The sequence below is a fragment of the Erythrobacter sp. NE805 genome (assembly GCF_046452355.1).
GTDB lineage: Bacteria > Pseudomonadota > Alphaproteobacteria > Sphingomonadales > Sphingomonadaceae > Erythrobacter.
Map to the genome: position 1 here is coordinate 829,680 of NZ_JBKFDI010000001.1, position 18,905 is coordinate 848,584.

The window sequence follows — 18,905 nt, forward strand, 5'->3', positions numbered from 1 at the left end:
TTCGCCTTATTCGTGCCACTTTCCTTATCAAATGCGAAATATTCAAACGCCGCCGGGCGTGGCCCGGTGGCACGGGGTTATGCCAGAGCGCGTGAGGGAACGTCACCATGAAACGCGCCGCAACTGACGGGTATCGCACAACAACATGACCGACGCCGTCCTGACGCCGACGCCGAACGACTGCGAGCTGCCGCGTATCCGCGCGCAGTTCGCGACCTTCAACGCAGCGATCGACTATGCCGCGCAGAGCCGCAAGGGCCTGAATTTCCACGACATGCGCGGCGAGCTCGCGCGAGTCTATCCCTATGCACAGATGCGCGAGGACGCGCTGGTCATGGCCCGCCGCCTCGTCGCCGCCGGGATCGGCAAGGAGGACCGCGTCGCGCTGATCGCCGAGACCGGGGCGGAGTTCGCCGCGCTGTTCTGCGCCTGCGTCTATGCCGGGGCCTGGCCGGTGCCGCTGCCGCTGCCGACCACCTTCGGGGGCAAGGACAACTATATCGACCAGCTCGCGATCCAGCTGATGAGCTCGGACCCGAAGATCCTCCTCTACCCCGAGGAAATCGCCGAGATGGCGAGCGCCGCCGCCGCGCGGCAGGGCTGTGCGGCCGAAAGCTGGCAGGCCTTCGCGACGCGCGAGGCACCCGAGGTGACCCTCCCCGAGGCTTCGCCCGACGATATCTGCTACCTGCAATATTCCTCCGGCTCGACCCGCTTCCCGACCGGGGTCGCGGTGACGCACCGCGCGCTGCTCCACAACCTCTACGGTCACGCGACCACGATGGACCTCGGCACCAACGACCGCTGCGTGAGCTGGCTGCCGTGGTATCACGACATGGGCCTCGTCGGGTGCTTCCTGTCGCTGATCGCCAACCAGGTCTCGGCCGACTACATCAAGCCCGACGCCTTCGCGCGGCGGCCACTGGCGTGGCTCGACATGATCACCCGCAACAAGGGCAACTCGCTCTCCTATTCGCCGACCTTCGGCTACGACATCTGCGCGCGCCGCATCTCGAGCCAATCGAACGTCGCCGAGCGCTTCGACCTTTCGCGCTGGCGGATCGCGGGGAACGGCGCGGACATGATCCGGCCCGACGTGATGCAGAACTTCGTCAACGCCTTCGCCCCCGCCGGCTTCAAGGCCGCGAGCTTCACCCCCTCCTATGGCCTCGCCGAGGCGGTGCTGGCGGTGACGGTGATGCCGCCGGGCGAGGGCATCCGGGTCGAGCTGGTCGAGGAGGAGCGCCTCTCGGGCGCCCCGCGCGACCTCTCCCGGCCCGCGCGCTATCGGGCGATCGTCAATTGCGGAAAGCCGCTCCCCGACATGGAGGTCGCGATCCGCGGCGAGAACGGCGAGGCGCGCGGCGATCACCAGATCGGCAAGGTGTGGTGCAAGGGCCCCAGCGTCATGCACTCCTACTTCCGCAACGAGGAGGCGACGAACGACTGCCTCGTCGGCGAATGGCTCGACACCGGGGACATGGGCTACACCGCGAACGGCTACCTGTTCATCGTCGGCCGGGCGAAGGACATGATCATCATCAACGGCAAGAACCACTGGCCGCAGGACATCGAGTGGGCGGTCGAGCAGCTCCCCGGCTTCAACCACGGCGACATCGCCGCCTTTGCGATCGAGATGGAGAACGGCGAGGAAGCGCCCGCGGTGCTGGTCCACTGCAAGGTCTCCGACCCCGAAGAGCGCGTGAAACTGCGCGACCAGATCGCCGACAAGGTCCGCTCGGTCACCGGCATGAGCTGCATCGTCGAACTGGTGCCGCCGCGGACGCTGCCGCGCACCTCCTCGGGCAAGCTCAGCCGCGCCAAGGCAAAGAAGCTGTATCTCGCCGGCGAGATCGTCCCGATCGACCTGGCGGCCTGAACCCGCACCACTCCCCCAGCGTCGCCCCGTGCTCGACACGGGGCTCGGCTTCCTTCGGTTCACGCGCAGATCAAGAAAAGCCAAGCCCCGGATCACGTCCGGGGCGACGGGGTTGTTCTTCAGTTCCCCCTGCCACCCCAGCGCAAGCTGGGGCCCAGGGCTTCACAGGACAGCACCCGCCGCCCTGGGTCCCAGCTTCCGCGGGGACGCCGGGGAGTGGCAGGTTCAGGCGTTGCGCCGAGCAATCGGGAAGGACCCGGAGTGGGTGATAGCCGCGGGATTGGTGACCCTTGCGACGCCGGCATCATCGTATCGCGTCGTGCAACACAGCTGACCCACCTTCAGCCTCGGCCCGGCCATTGCTGACGTGCGCGAAGCCAGCCTCACGAAGCCCGCCAGATACGGCATCGACGAAAAGAGCCTCCTCGCCATAATCCTTTCGGGCCGCCCACGCGTGCGTGATCCCGATCAGGCGCGCGCCCGGGCGCAGAGCTTCTGCGAGCTTCGCAGCGGTCGGTCCGAATGGGCGGCAAATCTGCAACGTGTGGACCGCAATGGCCGCGTCGAACGGCCCGGTGGCTGGATCGAGATCGGCGGCGGTGCTCTTGATCAGCCGCAAACGCCCGGCCTGGATCGCCGCCCTGTTCCGGGCCGCAGCTGCATCTTGCATGACCTGCGAAGGGTCGATCCCAACCACAAGGTCGACCGGGTGCTCAAGCAGGTATTCAAGGCCGACGCCTGGCCCGAACCCGATCACCAGCACTTTGCTCCCTTGCAGCGGATCAAGGCGGCGCACGGCTTCGCGTTCCGCCTCGGCGTTCATCCGTTCCATCACCTTGGCCGCGATCCGGCCCGAAACACCCTCGAACATCGACATTGTGTCGCCCCAGTAAATTGACAACAGAGTTGACATAATTGGCGATTGAAGAATGTCAATTTGGTTGTCATTCAGGAGGTGTGAGCAACACGAACCACACCGACTTCCTCGCCAACCTGACGCGCACCTATCACTTGCTGGACGCGGTTTCAGAACAGCTCCATGCCGGTCACGGGTTCTCGGCCGGAGCTCGCGCGATCCTGCTCCTGCTGGATCGGAAAGGGCCCATGACAATGTCCGAAATTGCCCGCGACCGGGCTGTCTCGCGGCAACTCATTCAACGTCTGGCGTCGGCATTGCTGGACAAGGGCGTCATTGAAGCGATGCCCAATGTGGCTCACCGCAAATCCGCGAAACTGGGCCTGACACCGCAAGGCCGATCGGCAGTGGAAGGGATCTTGCTGCGCGAAAGCGGCATTGTGGCCGCTGTGATGGAATCCATCGAAGAGATCGAGCTGCAACAGACGCATGCTGTCCTGACCAAACTGAACGCGCTTCTGGCACAGATCAGGAAGGTCGGGTCCGTGAAAGAGTGACGCCGTTGGCAGCTTCAGGGGAACGGCCGAAGCGCGGCTCTTGGCCGTGACACCAGCGATTGCCGCCCGCCCCCATCCGACCTACCATGCCTGCAACGCTTGAAAGGCGTGTCTTAGATCACTAATACAGTGGGGAGCCCGCGCGCGCGCTGCGGGTTACAGGGAGCACGAGGCAAGGCATGAGCACCGAGACGCAGACGATCACCGCCACCGAGTTCACCCTCACCCCGCCCGATCCGGTGCCCCAGGTCGCGCCCGAGCAGGCCGCGGGGCTCGTGCCGGTCACCTCGGAGCAGAAGTCGAAGCTCGACACCAAGGTCGATGCCTTCGTCAACGAGCTCGTCAGCGTCGATGCCAACTCCCCGGCCTTCGGCGAGAAGGTCGACCAGATCACCCGCATGGGCCAGGAGCAGATCCGCGCGGCGGCGGCGATGTCGAACCGCTTCCTCGACCGCCCGGTGCGCGCGATGGATGCCGATGGCTCCGTGGGCAAGGACCTCGCTGAACTGCGCCGCACCGTCGAGGACCTCGATCCGGGCAAGCAGGGCAAGCTGTCGGGCCCGCGCAAGATCCTCGGGATCATCCCCTTCGGCAACAAGATCAAGAACTACTTCGACAGCTACACCTCGGCGCAGGGGCACATTGCCTCGATCCTCGCGCGGCTCGAAAGCGGCAAGAAGGAGCTGCATCTCGATAACGCCGCGATCGATACCGAACGCCAGAAGCTGTGGGCGGCGATGGGCGAATTGGAGCAGATGATCCACATCGCCAAGCGTCTGGACGAGAAGCTGGAGGCCAAGGCGCTGGAGCTGGACTCGTCCGATCCGGCCAAGGCCAAGGCGCTGCGCGAGAGCGCGCTGTTCTACGTCCGCCAGCGCACGCAGGACCTGCTCACCCAGATGGCGGTGAGCGTGCAGGGCTACCTCGCGCTCGATCTCGTCAAGAAGAACAACGTCGAGCTGGTGAAGGGCGTCGACCGCGCCAGCACCACCACCGTCGGCGCGCTGCGCACCGCGGTGACGGTGGCGCAGGCGATGACCAACCAGCGGCTCGTGCTCGGGCAGATCACCGCACTCAACAAGACCACCGCCGACATCATCGATTCGACCAGCACGCTGCTGCGCGAACAGACCGCGCAGATCCACGAGCAGGCGGCGTCGAGCACGATCCCGCTCGAGACGCTCCAGCGCGCCTTCCAGAACATCTACGACACGATGGACGAGGTCGACGCCTTCAAGGTGCGCGCGCTCGATTCGATGAAGCAGACGGTGAACGTCCTCACCAGCGAGGTCGAGCGCTCGAAGGGCTACATCGCCCGCGCCGAAGGGCAGGCGCAGGCGCAGGCCAAGGTCGCAGCCTCGGGCCCGTCGCTGCTCGCACTGGACAGCTGATGCCCGACACCGCCCGCGATAGCGACCGCATCCTGCGCGAGGCGAAACGGAGCCTCCTCACCCAGCGTAACGGCGGGACGCACCGCCCGGCGCCCCGGGCGCGGAGCATCGGCAAGGCCTCGGCCGAGCTGAAGACGAAGGCCCTGCTGAAGAAGGTCCGCAACATCGCGCTGGCGGTCTTCGCGATCTGGGTCGGTGCGGGGATTTTCAGCGCGATCGTCGGCCCGCTCTTGTTCTGGGGCTTCATGGCGACACTGGTCGCGACGGTGGTCGCGGTCGGCGTGTTGGCGATGTCGGGCAAGGTCAAGGTCCCCCAGCGCGCCGAATTGAAGCAGGGCAACCCCGCGCAGATGGTCGCGCGCACCGAACTCTGGCTCGAGGCGCAGCGCCCCGCGCTCCCCCCGCCGGCGCAGGCGCTGGTCGACAAGCTCGGGGTGCAGCTCGATGCGCTGGGGCTGCAACTGAAGGGCCTCTCGCCCGACGAGCCGGCGATGGCCGAGGTGCGCGAGCTGGTCGGCGAATACATCCCCGAGACGATCGACAACTACCGCAAGATCCCCGCGCACCTGCGAGGGGAAGAATATGCCGGCAAGACCGCCGACGCGCGGCTCGTCGAAAGCCTCGAGAAGCTCTCGGGCGAGGTCGACCGGGTGACCCGCCGCCTCGCGGAAGGCGCGCTCGACGACCTCGCGATCAAGAGCCGCTATCTCGAATACCGCTACGGCGGGGCCGAGGCGCTCGAGGACGGGACGGGGATGCCCGACACCGGCGTCCCGCTCCCCGACTTCTCCGCGATCCCCACCAAGCAGGAGCGCTGAAGCCATGCGCGTCGCCCTTCCCCACAACCTCGGCAAGGACGAGGTGCGCCGCCGGATGCACAAGCACGCGGACGAGATCGGCAGCTTCTTCCCGGCGGGCCTCGCGCGCGTCACCACCGCCTGGCCGCACGAGGACCGCATGACCATCACCGCCGAGGTGATGGGCCAGTCGATCCCCGGCGGGGTCGAGATCCGCGAGCACGAGGTCGTCATCGAGATGGACCTGCCGCTGCTGCTCAGCGTGATGAAGGGGCCGCTCGAGGCCGCGGTGAAGAAGGAAGCCGGGCGCCTCCTCGCACCCTGAACGCGGGCTGCCGCAAGCCGCTCGCGCTTGCCTTCGATTGCTTTACACCTTGATCCGTGTCATATGTGTTGGACACGACTTTTGCCTAATTTGCCTTACACTGCGAGATCGGTGAGGTGGATCGGCTCGAGAGCCGGTCAGGGCAGGAAGGACGGGTCGGATGGCACCGGTCAAGGAGGATACCAGCCTGCGCGGCCAACTGCGGGCCGCGACGATGGCCGCGCACGAGCTGCTCGACCACGCGATGCAGGCGGCGAGCGGGTGGCGGACGCGGGAGGACTACGCGCGTTTCCTCGCCCTGCAACACGCCGCGCGCGCGCCGCTCGAAGCGTGGCTCGCCGCGAATGCCCCCGCCGACCTCCGCCCCCCGCCGCAAACCCCGCTGCTCGCCCGCGACCTGCGCGCTCTGGGTGCGGACCTGCCCCCTGCCGCCCCGGCCCCGGAGGCGATGCCTCGCGCGGAGCACGGTCTGATCGGCGCCGCCTGGGTGCTCGCCGGATCGGCGCTCGGCAACAAGGCGATCGCGAAGCAGGTGGCGCGGATCGGCGGCGGCACCTGGCCCGTCGCCTTCCTCGGCGACGGAGCGATGATGACCTTCTGGCAAGGCCTGCGCGCCCGCATCGAGCGCCCCGCCACCCCCGCCGAGGCCGAAGCCGCGACCCGCGCCGCCGAGGCCGTCTTCGCGCATTTCCTTGCCGTGGCCGAGGCCGGGCAAGCCCCTGAACGGGAAGCCGAAAGCCTCGGCGCATGAACCTCCAGCAGCGCACCCCCGCGCTCACCGAATGCGACCGCGAGGCGATCCACCACATCGCCGCGATCCAGAGCTTCGGCGGATTGATCGCCGTCGATGTGGAAGCGCGGATCGTCCACCGCTCGGCCAATGTCGCAGCCTTGCTCGGCCTCGCCGCGCTCCCCGATCCCGGCACGCCGCTCGCGGAGATAATCGCCCCCGCGGCGCTCGCCAGCCTCGAACAGGCGCTCGCCGCGGCGACCGCCCCGGACGCGATCGAGCGCCGCTTCGGCCTCGATTTCACCGGCGCAAACAGGCTCTTCGACGCCGCCGTCCACCGCAGCGGCGCGCTGTCGGTGATCGAGTTCGAGCCCCACGCCCGCAGCGACTTCGCCGATCACGTCAGCATGATCGTCCCCGTCATCGCCAAGCTCGAACAGGCCGGCACGGTGGGCGCGCTGTGCGACACCGCCGCGCGGCTGGTGCGGCAGATGACCGGCTACGACCGCGTGATGGTCTACCGCTTCCACCCCGACGAGAGCGGCGAGGTGATCGCCGAGGACCGCGAGCCGAGCCTCGAGCCCTACAAGGGCCTAAGATACCCCGCCGCCGACATCCCCCGCCAGGCGCGCGAGCTGTTCCGGCGCAACCGCTTCCGGATCATCGCCGACATGGACGCCGCCGCGGTGCCGATCCTTCCCGCGCTCGGCGAGGGCGACGCGCCGCTCGACCTGTCGATGTCGATGCTGCGCTCGCACTCGCCGATTCACCTCACCTACATGCGCAACATGGGGGTGGGGGCGAGCCTCGCCATCGCCATCGTCCGGCACGACCGGCTGTGGGGCATGATCTCGTGCCACCACCGCGAGCCCCGGCTCCCGCCCTATTCGCTGCGCACCGTCGCCGAGCTGCTCAGCCAGACCTTCTCGCTGATGCTCGACCGCATCCTCGTCGCCCAGGCCGAGGCCCTGCGGGAGCGCGCGCGGCAGCTCAATGACCGCCTGCTCCTGCGCATGGCGGGCGGCGTCGCGCTCGCCGACAGCCTGCCGATGATCGAGGAGCTGCTGCGCGGCACGATCCAGCACGACGGCATCTCGCTCTTCGCCGGCGGCGAATACCGCGCCAGCGGCGAGGCGCCGGGAGAAGAGGCGTTCCTGCGGATCGCCCCGCTGCTCGCCAGCACGCTGGGGGCGGCGACCCATGCGACGACCCGCCTCGCCGAGCAGATCCCCGAGGCGCTGCCCTTCGCGACCCGCGCCGCCGGCGCGCTGGTGCTCCCCCTGTCGCGCGGCACGCGGGATTCGCTGGTGCTGTGGCGCCGCCCGCTGGAGCGCACCGTCACCTGGGCGGGCGACCCCGAGAAGGCCGCCGCTGCGCCGGGCGAGCTGCTCCAGCCGCGCGCGAGCTTCGCGGCGTGGCACGAGACGGTGCGCGGCCACTCGGCCGAGTGGTCTCCCGAGGAATGCGAGATCGCCGCGCGCCTGCGCCGCACGCTCATCGAGGTGATCCTGCGCATGAGCGAGGACCTCACCCGCGAGCGCGCCCGCGCCGCCGAGCAGCAGGACCTGCTGATCGCCGAGCTCAATCACCGGGTGCGCAACATCCTCGGGCTGATCCGCGCGCTGGTCGCGCAGTCGCAGGCCGAGGCGCTCTCGGTCCCGGGCTTCGCGGCGATCGTCGGCGGGCGCATCGCCGCGCTCGCATCCGCGCACGACAACATCACCGCCAAGAACTGGGGCCCGGCGAGCCTCACGCGGCTGATCGAGCGCGAGCTTGCCCCCTATGCCGCCGAAGGGCGCGCGCGCTTCCGGCTGACCGGGGAGGACGTGCTCGTCACCCCCGAGGCCTACACCATCCTCGCGCTGGTGATCCACGAGCTCGCCACCAACTCGGCGAAATACGGCAGCCTCTCGGCGCGCGCCGGGAGCGTCGAGGTGCGCCTCGCGCGGACCGCCTTCGGCGACCTCGCGCTGGGCTGGCGCGAGCGCGGCGGCCCGCCGGTCACCGCGCCCACGCGCCACGGCTTCGGATCGACGATCATCACCCGCTCGATCCCGCACGACCTCCAGGGCGAGGCCGACGTGCGTTACCGGCTCGGCGGCGTGGAGGCCGATTTCCTCGTGCCCGCGCGCTACCTCGCCGCCGCCGATGCGCCGGGCGGCCGGACCCTGCCCCCGCCGCCGACGCCCGCCGAGGACATCCGCCGCACCGCCGCGCTCCAGCCGGGGCGGGTGCTGGTGGTCGAGGATTCGATCATCATCGCGCTCGACACCGAGGAGAACCTGAAGCGCCTCGGGGTCGGCGAGGTGCAGCTCGAAAGCTCGGTCGAGGGCGCGCTCGCGGCGATCGCGGCGCACCCGCCGGACTTCGCGATCATCGACTTCAATTTGGGCGGCGAGAGCTCCGAGCCGATCGCCGCGGCGCTGCGCGCGGCGGGGGTGCGCTTCGTGCTGGCGACGGGCTATGCCGAAGGCGCGGGCAGCTTCGAGCGGCTCGGCGCGGAGGCGGTGCTGAGGAAGCCCTACGGGATGACCGAGATCGAGAAGCTGCTGGTGGGCGCGTGATTTCAGCCCGGCGCTTGCGGGGTTCCAGCCCCCCGCAAGATGGCGGCAGACCCCTGCTACACCCCCTCTAGCCCCCCGTCAGAGGCGTGTTTTTGCGATGTTTCACGTGAAACATCGCCGTTCAGACGGGACGGGTGAGCAGGGTCACGCCGGCCTTGGCGAAGTCGAGGCTCGCGAGCCCGTCCGCCACCAGGCACTCTCCCGCCGCGGCCCGCGCCGACCCGTCCTTGGCCGCCACCTCGCCCGCGAGCGGGAGGACCAGCAGCGCGCCGGGATAGGCGGCGCGGGTGGCGGCGTCGGGTGCGCACTCGATCCGGTCGAGCCGGAAGTGGGGCCCGTCGACCAGCACCGGGCCGTCGGCGATGCTGCGGCGATGCTCGGCGGCGTAGGGAACGCCCTCGGCGACCTCCAACCCGCGCGCGAGGTGCAGCTCGCGCGGGCGACCGTAGTCGTAGAGGCGGAAGGTGGTGTCGCTGGTCTGCTGCACCTCGACCAGCGCGAGGCCCGGACCGATCGCATGGACCGTCCCGGCGGGGAGGTAGAAGAGGTCGCCGGGCCGCGCCCGGTGCCAGGTGAGCAGGTCCTCGATGGTGCCGTCCTGCGCGGCGGCGGCGATCTCGGCCGGGCTGACCGCGCGCGCGAACCCGATCGCGAGCCGCGCGTCCTCCTCGGCATCGAGCACCAGCCAGCACTCCTCCTTCCCCGCCTCCCCGGGCCGCGCGGAGGCGTCGGAGGGGTGCACCTGGACGGACAATTTCTCGCTCGTGAACAGGTACTTGACGAGCACCTGCGGGAGCTCCGGGGGCGGCTCGAACCAGATCTCGCCGATCCGCTGGCCCTCGGGCGGGACGAAGGGAGAGGGGAGGCGGTCGCGGCCCCACACCTTCTCGACCATCCGGGTGGGCAGCCGCCGCGCGCTCAAGGGGTCGCGGCTCCCGGCAGCTTGCCGACCGCCTGCGCGCCCTCGCGGGTGGTGACCAGCACCTCGCCCCCCGAGACGATCACGCACACCCCCTCGAGCCCGACGACCGAGACGCGCGGTCCGTCGGTGATGGCGAGCACATCGCGCGCGCCCGACAGGTCGACGGGCCCGCGCACGACGTTGCCCTCCCCGTCCGCGTCGCCTGCCAGCGCCTCGGCGAGCGCGGCCCAGTTGCCGATGTCGGACCAGCCCATGTCGGCCGGCACCATCGCCGCGCGGGCGGTGTTCTCCATGACGGCGTAGTCGATTGATTCCCCGGCGATTGCCGCGAAGGACTCGGCCGCCGGGTGGAAGCGCGCGCCGTCCTCGCGGCCGCCCGCGACCGCCGCCCGCACCGCCTCGGCCATCGCCGGGCGGTGGGCGGCGAGCTCGGCGAGCAAGTGCCCGGCGCGGAAGGCGAAGATCCCGCCGTTCCAGCTGTAGTCCCCGCTCGCGAGATAGCTCTCGGCGCGGGCGAGGTCGGGCTTCTCGACGAACTGCCGGATCGCATAGCCCCCGGGGAGCGGCTCGCCGCGCCGCAGGTAGCCGTAGCCGGTCTCCGGGCGGTCGGCGGCGATGCCGAAGGAGACCAGCCAGTCCTCGCGCGCCAGCGCCGCGGCGGCGAAGGCGGCGGCGCGGAAGGCCTCGTGGTCGGCGACATGGTGGTCGCTCGGGCAGACCAGCATCACCGCGTCCTCGGGAAGCAGCGCGGCGGCGAGCGCGATCGCGGGAGCGGTGTTCTTCGCGGCGGGCTCGATCACGAGCCGCGCGCCCGAGCGATTGCCGAGCTGCGCGGTGACGAGCTCGGCATGGGCGGCGCCGGCGACGATGATCGGGGGCGCGAAGTGCGCGCCGTCCGCGACCCGGCGCAGCGCCTGCTCGAACAGCGTCTCCTCGCCCAGCAGCGGGAGGAACGGCTTGGGCAGTGCCTGGCGGCTCATCGGCCACAGCCGCGTCCCGCTGCCGCCGCACAAGATGACCGGATGGATTGCCGACACGCCGTTTGGACCCCTTGCCTTCCCGCCGGGGGGTATATCAGGGGCAAGCCGCGATGCCAGATCGAAGTTGCACGCGCTGCCGCGTCAGAACCACTGCTGGCGCCAATAGAAGGGCGCGGGCACCGGGCGGCCCGCGGCGTCGGTTGCCGGGCGGAAGCGCAGGCGGCGCTCGACGAGGTCGCAGGTGATGCGGTCGGCCTCGGGGTCGGGGCTGGGGCGGACCACCGCGCAGTCGCGCGCGCGGCCGTCGGTGCCGACGGTGACGCGCACGATCACCTGCGTGCCCCGCCGCGCCGCGCGCCCGCCGGCGGGGACCGGGAAGTCGCGCGCGTTGTCTATGCTGCCGGAGACGAGCACCGGCTTCGACGCCGCCCCGCCGCCGCGCCCGGCACCGCCCTTGCCGCTCCCGGTGCCCGCGCCGCTGCCCGCCGCGCCGGTCCCTTCACCTGCCGCCGCCGCGCCCGAGAGGCTGGCGATCCCCGTCGAGGCGGCGCGCGGCGCGGGCGGATCGCGCCTGACCGTGACCCGCGGCGGCGGGCTGACGACGGGCTTCGCGACCGCCTCGCGCCCCGGTGCACCTTGCGCGCCCGAGTCGGGTTCGGAGGAGACGGTAGGGGGCGGCGGCGGCGGCTCCGGGATCGCGAAGGCCGCGACGACCTGGCGCCCGGCCGCCGCGGTGATGTCGGGCGCAAGCGCACTCGCAAGGCCGTAGAGCACGGCAAGGTGCGCGGCGAGGATCGCCGCCAGCAACTGCCAGCTCGGCCGCCTCGTCCCTGCCCTGAAGCCCTCCGGTTCCATGTCCCTCGCGTATTTGCTCCGATCCGGATGCACTTCTGCCCGCAAGCGGCTGCCCGCGACTATAACAGAGGCGCAGAACCTGGCGATGGAGCGCAGCGATCGAGCGCGCACTGGATCATGACCGGCACGGCGCACAGGATCACGCCGATGCTCTGGACGACCTCGCCTCCACCGAAGCGACGGGCGACGAGCCGCGCGCACCGCCTGCGACCCTCCAGTCGCGCGGGCCTTCGCCGCGCCCGGGCGCCGACACGCGCCTGCCGGGCGGCCCCGGCGAGCCTGCCGGCTCCCCTTCTTCCCCCCGCCGCGCAGTCGGCGGCGCGGCGTGGCCCGCGCGGCTCGCCGGGGTGCTGCGCATCGCCGCCGGCCCGCTCGACAGGGCAAGCCTGCTGGCGGCGCTGATCGGCGGGGCAGGCTATGCGCTGCTCGCCTGCCTCAGCTCCTATCTCGCCGAGACGAGCGGCCTCGCCGGCTCGCTGTGGCTCCCCAACGCTTGCGCGGTCGCGCTGCTGCTGCGCGCGCGGCTGCACAACGAGCTGCCCTTCCTCCTCGCCTGCTTCGCCGGGAGCCTCGCCGCCAATGCCGTGCTTCACCTGCCCGACGCGCTCGCGCTGCTCGAGGCGGTCGCCCACCTCGTCGAGATCGCCGTCGTGCTCGCGCTGTCCCGCGCCCCGGGCCGCGCCGAGCCCGACATGAACCGCCTCGCCGACCTCGGGCGGTTCGTGTGGGCCGGCGGGCTGGTCGGCCCGCTGCTCTCGGCGCTGATCACCGTGCCGCTCGCCGGGGCGAGCCTCGGGGCGCTCGGCGCCGCGCTGCTCGCCCGGTTCCTGACCGACAGCATGGCGATGGTGCTGATCGTGCCGACCGTGCTGCTGCTGGTCGACCGCCGGCGCGGCGTCCTGCCGCGCGCCGCTGCCCCTGTGGCCGAGCGCATCGTGCTGCTCGGCGGGGGCATGGCCTGCGCCTTCCTCGTGTTCCGGCAGGAGGCCTCGCCGCTGCTGTTCCTGATCCAGCCGATCACCCTGCTCCACGCCTTCCGCCTCGGCAGCCTCGGGAGCGCGCTCGGGGTCGCGGGGCTGGCGGCGGTCGCGGGGGCGATGACTTTCGCAGGCCACGGGCCGGTCGCCGCGACGAGCCTCGCCGGGCTCGCGCAGCTGCACCTCCTCCAGGCGTTCATCGCCGCGAACTTCCTCACCGGGCTCCCGGTCGCCGCGGTGCTCGCCGGGCGGGACCGGGCGCTGGCGCGGCTCGCGGTGGGCAAGCGCGAGGTCGACCTGCTCGCCGAGAACATCAGCGACGCGGTGCTGCGCTTCGACCTTGGCGGGATCTGCACCTATGCCTCGCCCTCGGTGCGCGAGGTGCTCGGCGCGCCGCCCGAGCGCTATCTCGGCCGCCATGCCACCGCGCGCCTCCACCCCGACGCGCAGGACCGCGCCGCCGAGGCGCTCGCCCGGCTGATCGACGGCACCAGCGAGCGCGAGCGCGTGACCTATCGCCGCCTCGATGACGGGCCGGACGGTGCGCCGGTGTTCCTCGAGGCCGATTGCACCGTGGTCGCGGACCCGGTGACGGGCCTGCGCGAAGGCATCATCGTCGCCGCGCGCGACGTGACCGAGCGGGTCGAGCTCGAGCTGCTCCTGACCCGCGCCCGCCGCCACGCCGAGAACGCGGCGCGTGCGAAATCCGAATTCCTCGCCAACATGAGCCACGAGATCCGCACGCCCATGAACGGGGTGCTCGGTTTCGCCGAGCTGATGCTCCAGGGCGAGCTCGCCGAAGACCAGCGGCGCTTTGCCGAGCTGATCGTCCAGTCGGGCCGGTCGATGATGATGCTCCTCAACGACGTGCTCGACCTCTCGAAGATCGAGAGCGGCCAGTTCGCGATCGACCGCGCCCCTGTCGATCTCGCCGCCTGCCTCGCCGAATGCGCCGCGCTCCACCGCCCGGCGGCGGCGCGCAAGGGCCTCGCGCTCGATATCGCGTGGGAGGAGGGCGCAGGGCGCCCGTGGCTGCTCACCGACGGGCTGCGGCTGCGGCAGATCCTGCTCAACCTGATCGGCAACGCGGTGAAGTTCACCGAAGCCGGCGCGATCCGCATCGAGCCGCGCCTCTCGCGCCACGAGGTGCGGGTCAGCGTCGCTGACAGCGGCATCGGCATCAGCCCGCTCCAGCTCGAGACGATCTTCCACCCCTTCACCCAGGGCGAGAGCTCGACTGCGCGGAAATATGGCGGCACCGGGCTCGGCCTGTCGATCAGCCGCCAGCTGGCGAGCCTGCTCGGCGGGCGGATCGAGGTCGCGAGCGCGCCCGGCGAGGGTTCGCGCTTCACCCTGGTGCTCCCGGCGACGCTCGTGCCGCCCCGTCCGGAAGGCGCGCCCGAAGGTGCTCTCGGCGATCCGCTGCCGACCGGCCGGGGCAGCGCGGCCGATTTCGTTCCCGAACTGCTCGGCCCGTCGCGCATCCTCCTCGTCGAGGATCACGACATCAACCGTATCCTCGTCACCGAGATGCTCGAGCGCTGCGGGCAGGAGGTCGCGGTGGCGCATGACGGGAACGAGGGAATCGCGATGGTAATCGATTCGATCATGCGCGGGAGGCCTTACGATCTCGTGCTGATGGACGTGCAGATGCCCGACTGCGACGGGCTCGCGGCGACCCGGGCGATCCGTGCCGAGGGGATCGGGCCCGGCGAGTTGCCGATCATCGCGCTGACCGCGAACGCCTATCCCGAGGATGTCGCCGCGGCGCGCGAGGCGGGGATGCAGGGACATCTCGCCAAGCCGGTGGTCTTCGCCCAGCTCGCCCGCGCCCTGCAGCGCTGGCTGCCCACCCGGATCGTCGAGGACGAACCCGCCGCGCCATGCGCGAGCGCCCCGCCGCGCTCGCCGAAGCTGGTGGCGCGCTGGCAGGCCCGCCGCCGCGAGACGCTCGCCGCGGTGCGCGAGGCGCTCGAGGAGGGCTGGCTCGCGGGGGTCTTGCCGCCAGAAGCCGAGGGCGCAGGCGATCGCCGCACGGCCCTCGCGCGGCTGCTCCACAAGCTCGCGGGCAGCGCCGCGCTGTTCGACGAGCCTGCGCTCGGCGAGGCCGCGGGGACGCTCGAGCGGGCGCTGGCGGGCGGAGCGGCGCCGCGCGACACCGCGGCGCTCGCCGAGGCCCTGCTCGCGCTCGCCGCGGCCGCGGTCTCGGCACCCGGCCTAGACGGGCCGCCTTTCGAGCGGGGATGAAAGACACGCGCCCCGGCTGACCGCTCGGCCAATGGAGGCTCCCGCGCCGCCGCGCAGCACGGCTCCGCCCCTGCCGCCCGCCCCAACGAGAAAGGGCGGCCCGTCGCCGGACCGCCCTCTCGTATCACTCGATTTGCGGCGCGAATTAGAACTCGTAACTCACGCCGACCTTGATGCGCCACACCGAACCGGTGACGTTGATGAACTCGTCACGGTCGAAGTCGCTCACCCCCTGCGCGTTCGGGGTGATCGCGTTGGCGTTGGTGAAGATGTAGCGGCCCTGCGCGTCGACGCCGGAGATTTCCGCAAGGTCCGTCCAGCCGGTGAAGTTGCGACGCTTCTGCAGGTTCCAGCTCGAATCGAGCAGGTTGAAGAAGTTGTCGACCGTCGCGAACAGCCGGATCTTGTCCTGGGTCAGGCCGAACACGCGGCCCGGGCCCGGGATTTCCTGCGAGAACGACAGGTCCATGTCGAGGTACCACGGCAGCGAGCAGGTGTTCCGCTCGATGCTGCGGCCGATATAGCCCTTGGCGCAGTCGAGGTTGTTGGCGAAGTCCGTCAGCGCCTGCACCGCCGTCATGTTCGAGGTCGGCGCGACGTTGGGATCGTTCACCCCGGTTGGCAGGTAGATCAGCGAGCTGTCGAAGGCCGTCGTGTTGATGTCGTTGAAGTAACGGCCGGTGAAGGTCAGGCTGTAGGGACGGCCCGAGCGCGCGACGAAGGTCATGCCAAGACGCGTGCTGAGGTTGTCGAAGAACTCCTCGCGGAAGTTCGCCTGGGCGGTGATGTTGAGCTTGCTGTTGTAGAAGCCGCGCGACACGTCCGGCTGCTGACGGTCGAAGGCGGCGTTGCCGTCGTACACCGAGCCTGCGGTCGACGAGTACTGGTTCCGCCGGTCGTTCGAGTCGGTGTAGGCAAGGCCGAAGCTGAAGAAGGTCGAGCCGTTCTCGGTGAGCACCCCGCCGTCGAAGGTCTTCGACAGCACGAAGGAGGCCACCTGGCTGTCGTAGCCGTCGTCGTTGGTCAGCATCAGTTCGTCATCGCGCTGGGTGCTGAAGCAGGCCGCCGCATTGGCGGCGGTCAGGCCCGAGTAGACCGGCACCGGATCGAAGCTGACGAGCCGCGCGCCGCAGCCAGGCTGAAGCGGATCGAGCGAGCGGTAGATCGGGCGACCGTCGCGGGTGAACCCGTTGAGGCCGAGGCGGATGTCCGGGGTCTGCGACAGGTCGACGAGGCCGAGCGGGTTGCGGTAGCGGCTGTAGATGTAGTCGATGTTGAGGTTCCAGCCGCTGAAGAAGCCGCTGTCGGCGAAGTTCAGCTCGCTCGAGAACCCGAAGTTCGCGCGCAGCACCGTCGGCGGCTTGATGTTCGGGTTGATCGACTGCGCATCGCCGAGGCCGCGCGCGGCCTGGCTCACGCCGTCCTGCACGAAGCAGCTCGGCACGCCGGTGAACTTGCCGTTGGTCACGACGTCGACCGACTTCGAGGTCGCGCCGCCCGGGCAGTTCGCCGACTGGTAGGTGCCCTCGGCGAAGGTGATGCCGTTGTTCTGGAAGGCGTTGCCGAACCACACGCCGGGGTCGCCGCCGCCGAAGATGCCGACGCCGCCGCGCAGCACCGGGCGGGCGAAGAAGGCGAAGTCGTCGGCTTCGTAGGTGAGCGCGACACGCGGCTGGAGGACGCCGCCCAGTGCGCTGAAGCCGGTGGTGTTGCTGAAGCCGTAGCGGTTCAGGAACAGCGGGTTCGACGCCGGCGCATTACCGTCGTACCAGTCGTAACGCAGGCCGAGGATCGCGCTGAGGCGGTCGCTGATCTCCCAGTCGTCCTGCGCGAAGACGGTGTAGATCTTGCGCTTGACGAAAGCGGTCGCGCTGCGCGGATCGCCGGTCGCGGAGAAGTTCCCGTGGATGCCGATGGTCTGACCCTGCACCAGCTGGGTGGTGGTGGGGTTGGTGCTGCCGTTCGGAACCGAGAAGATGATGCCTTCGCGCAGGTCGTTGACGTTGCGGAAGTACAGCGTGCCGGTGGCGTTCTGGATGAACAGGTTCTCGAGATCGAGGTCGTTCAGTTCGGCGCCGAGCTTGAGCTTGTGGTTGCCGGCATCGAGCTTGGCGACGAAGCGGTATTGGTCGACGCGGTAGCGCAGGTCGTTCGCCGAGCGCGAGAAGCCGGGGCCGGCGAGCACCGAGCCGAACGGCGCGACGCCGTCATTGCCGGTGTCGATGCCGACGATGATGCGCGGGATCGGATTGGCGTCCTGCGCCTCGCCGCCACCGACCGGCCCCTGATTGTCGACCACGTCGGAGCGGGCGACGCGGACTTCGGTCGAGAAGGTGTCGCTCCAGTTCGAGTAGAGGCGGCCGGAGTAGAACTTCGAATTGCTGCCGCTGTTGCGATAGGTGTTGAGGCCGGTGATGCGGGCGTTGGCCGGCGTGGTGCTGAAGTCGTCAGTCAGCACGGTCGTCTCGTCGACCTGCTGGTAGGTCGCCTCGAGACGATGCCGATCGTTGATCTGGAAGTCGAGACGGGCGAAGTAGCGGTCGTTCTCGAAGGGCCGGCTGAACACCAGCGGGCCGGTGTCGATGCCGTAGACGTCCTTGAGGACGGTCGAGATCTCGTTGAAGGCGGCAACCGGAATCGAGGCGATCGGGTTGGTGTAGCCGGCACCCGAGGGGCCGTCGTCCTGCGACTGACCGGCTTCCTGGTGCTCGTAGGCGCCGAAGAAGAACAGGCGGTCCTTGATGATCGGGCCGCCGAGGTAGGCGCCCCAGCGCTTCTCGGGCTCGATCGCAGCGACCGGCAGGCCGTTGACGTTGTCGCCGCGCAGGCCGTTGTCCGAATATTCGAAGAAGCCGCCGCCGTGGAAGGCGTTGCTGCCCGACTTGGTCACAGCGTTGATGGCGCAGCCGGTGAAGCCGCCGAACTCGACGTCGAAGGGCGCGAACTGGACCTGGATTTCGCGGATCGCGTCATAGGGGATCGGCGAGGAGCTGCGCGAGGCGAAGGGCGCATCGTTGAGGCCGTAGACGTCGACCTGCGGAATGCCGTCGAGCGTGAAGGCGTTGCCGCGGTCGAGGCCGCCGAGGCACGAGATGCGGTCCTGGCCGTTGCCGCCGGTGGTCGAGTCCTCGCGGTCGAGGCTGACGCGCGGGTCGATCTTGATGACGTCGCGGATGTCGCGGTTGAAGCTCGGTGCGGCGGTGAGCACTTCGCCGGTGAAGCTGGTGCCGGGGCCGACCGCCAGCTGGGTGACCTTCACGCGGGCACCGGTCACGACGATCGCGCCCGAGCCGGACTGAAGCGAGAAGTCGAGGCGGGTCGCACCCTGCAGCGAGGTGTAAACGCCCTCGATCGACTGGCCTTCGAAGCCGCCCGCGTTGGCTTCCACGGTGTAGGGGCCGCCGGTGACAAGGCCGGTGGCGACGAAGGTGCCGTCGGCACCGGTCGCGAGGGTGCGGCTGGTACCGGTGCGGGTGTCGGTGACGGTCACGGTCGCGCCGGCGACCGGCTGGCCGTTCTCGTCGGAGACCGAGCCCTGCACGGTGGTGGTGATCTGCTGGGCGAAGGCCGGAGTGGCGATCGTGGTCGTCGCCGCGAGGCTGACGATGCTCGCCGCGAGGAGATAATTAAGCTTCATGGTGTGAGGCCCCTGGGTCGATGGAGAGAGTGAACTCAGAAATTCGATACGCGGCCTCAGCTAGGCCGGAACGCTTTCGGCAAAGCGACTGTTCTGTGACAGTTTGATGAAATGCCCTGCCCCTGCGCGGCGTTTCCTTAGTGCGGCGCGTGCAGAACGCCAGAAAAGCCTCGCAATTGCGCGACTTC

Annotated in this window: 13 protein-coding genes; 8 read left to right on the forward strand and 5 right to left on the reverse strand. The window is 70.1% G+C overall.

Going from position 1 to position 18,905, the window contains the following annotated elements; all coding sequences use genetic code 11:
- Positions 1 to 145 precede the first annotated feature (145 nt).
- Positions 146 to 1,879: a fatty acyl-AMP ligase gene (locus tag ACLBKU_RS03835; RefSeq protein ID WP_410178208.1), complete on the forward strand. Its 1,734-nt coding sequence runs from the start codon at positions 146 to 148 to the stop codon at positions 1,877 to 1,879.
- Positions 1,880 to 2,183: 304 nt separating this feature from the next.
- Here the strand turns inward: ACLBKU_RS03835 and ACLBKU_RS03840 are convergent, their stop codons facing one another.
- The gene (locus ACLBKU_RS03840; protein WP_410178209.1) at positions 2,184 to 2,756 is read right to left on the reverse strand and encodes a class I SAM-dependent methyltransferase; all 573 of its coding nucleotides are present in this window, start codon (positions 2,754 to 2,756) and stop codon (positions 2,184 to 2,186) included.
- Between the two features lie 80 nt (positions 2,757 to 2,836).
- Here ACLBKU_RS03840 and ACLBKU_RS03845 point away from each other — a divergent pair, with 80 nt between their 5' ends.
- From ACLBKU_RS03845 to ACLBKU_RS03870, 6 genes are all read left to right on the forward strand, one after another.
- Positions 2,837 to 3,292, forward strand: a complete 456-nt coding sequence (locus tag ACLBKU_RS03845; RefSeq protein WP_410178210.1) for a MarR family winged helix-turn-helix transcriptional regulator — start codon at positions 2,837 to 2,839, stop codon at positions 3,290 to 3,292.
- A gap of 179 nt (positions 3,293 to 3,471) precedes the next feature.
- Positions 3,472 to 4,683 carry a toxic anion resistance protein gene (locus tag ACLBKU_RS03850; protein ID WP_410178211.1) on the forward strand — a complete coding sequence of 404 codons (1,212 nt, stop codon included), beginning with the start codon at positions 3,472 to 3,474 and terminating at the stop codon, positions 4,681 to 4,683.
- Positions 4,683 to 5,501 carry a hypothetical protein gene (locus ACLBKU_RS03855; RefSeq protein WP_410178212.1) on the forward strand — a complete coding sequence of 273 codons (819 nt, stop codon included), beginning with the start codon at positions 4,683 to 4,685 and terminating at the stop codon, positions 5,499 to 5,501. Before ACLBKU_RS03850 ends, ACLBKU_RS03855 begins: the two co-directional genes overlap by 1 nt.
- A gap of 4 nt (positions 5,502 to 5,505) precedes the next feature.
- On the forward strand, positions 5,506 to 5,805 hold the full coding sequence (locus ACLBKU_RS03860) for a polyhydroxyalkanoic acid system family protein (RefSeq protein ID WP_410178213.1): 300 nt from the start codon (positions 5,506 to 5,508) through the stop codon (positions 5,803 to 5,805).
- Positions 5,806 to 5,965: 160 nt separating this feature from the next.
- A complete protein-coding gene (locus ACLBKU_RS03865) occupies positions 5,966 to 6,556 on the forward strand; it encodes a biliverdin-producing heme oxygenase (protein ID WP_410178214.1) in 591 nt (196 codons plus the stop codon).
- Positions 6,553 to 9,099 carry an HWE histidine kinase domain-containing protein gene (locus ACLBKU_RS03870; protein ID WP_410178215.1) on the forward strand — a complete coding sequence of 849 codons (2,547 nt, stop codon included), beginning with the start codon at positions 6,553 to 6,555 and terminating at the stop codon, positions 9,097 to 9,099. The genes ACLBKU_RS03865 and ACLBKU_RS03870 overlap by 4 nt, the downstream gene beginning before the upstream one ends.
- A gap of 121 nt (positions 9,100 to 9,220) precedes the next feature.
- Here the strand turns inward: ACLBKU_RS03870 and ACLBKU_RS03875 are convergent, their stop codons facing one another.
- From ACLBKU_RS03875 to ACLBKU_RS03885, 3 genes are all read right to left on the reverse strand, one after another.
- Positions 9,221 to 9,994 (reverse strand): class I mannose-6-phosphate isomerase, encoded by a 774-nt coding sequence (locus ACLBKU_RS03875; protein ID WP_410178990.1) that lies wholly within the window; start codon positions 9,992 to 9,994, stop codon positions 9,221 to 9,223.
- A 23-nt stretch (positions 9,995 to 10,017) separates the two neighbouring features.
- Entirely contained in the window at positions 10,018 to 11,058 is a 1,041-nt protein-coding gene (locus ACLBKU_RS03880; RefSeq protein ID WP_410178216.1) for a mannose-1-phosphate guanylyltransferase, read from the reverse strand.
- Between the two features lie 84 nt (positions 11,059 to 11,142).
- The gene (locus ACLBKU_RS03885; RefSeq protein ID WP_410178217.1) at positions 11,143 to 11,856 is read right to left on the reverse strand and encodes a TonB family protein; all 714 of its coding nucleotides are present in this window, start codon (positions 11,854 to 11,856) and stop codon (positions 11,143 to 11,145) included.
- A gap of 347 nt (positions 11,857 to 12,203) precedes the next feature.
- Here ACLBKU_RS03885 and ACLBKU_RS03890 point away from each other — a divergent pair, with 347 nt between their 5' ends.
- Complete coding sequence (locus ACLBKU_RS03890) at positions 12,204 to 15,080, forward strand: ATP-binding protein (RefSeq protein ID WP_410178218.1); 2,877 nt, start codon at positions 12,204 to 12,206, stop codon at positions 15,078 to 15,080.
- A 145-nt stretch (positions 15,081 to 15,225) separates the two neighbouring features.
- Here ACLBKU_RS03890 and ACLBKU_RS03895 read toward each other — a convergent pair whose 3' ends face one another.
- Positions 15,226 to 18,717, reverse strand: coding sequence for a TonB-dependent receptor domain-containing protein (locus ACLBKU_RS03895; protein ID WP_410178219.1), 3,492 nt, complete (start codon positions 18,715 to 18,717; stop codon positions 15,226 to 15,228).
- Between the last annotated feature and the right edge of the window lie 188 nt (positions 18,718 to 18,905).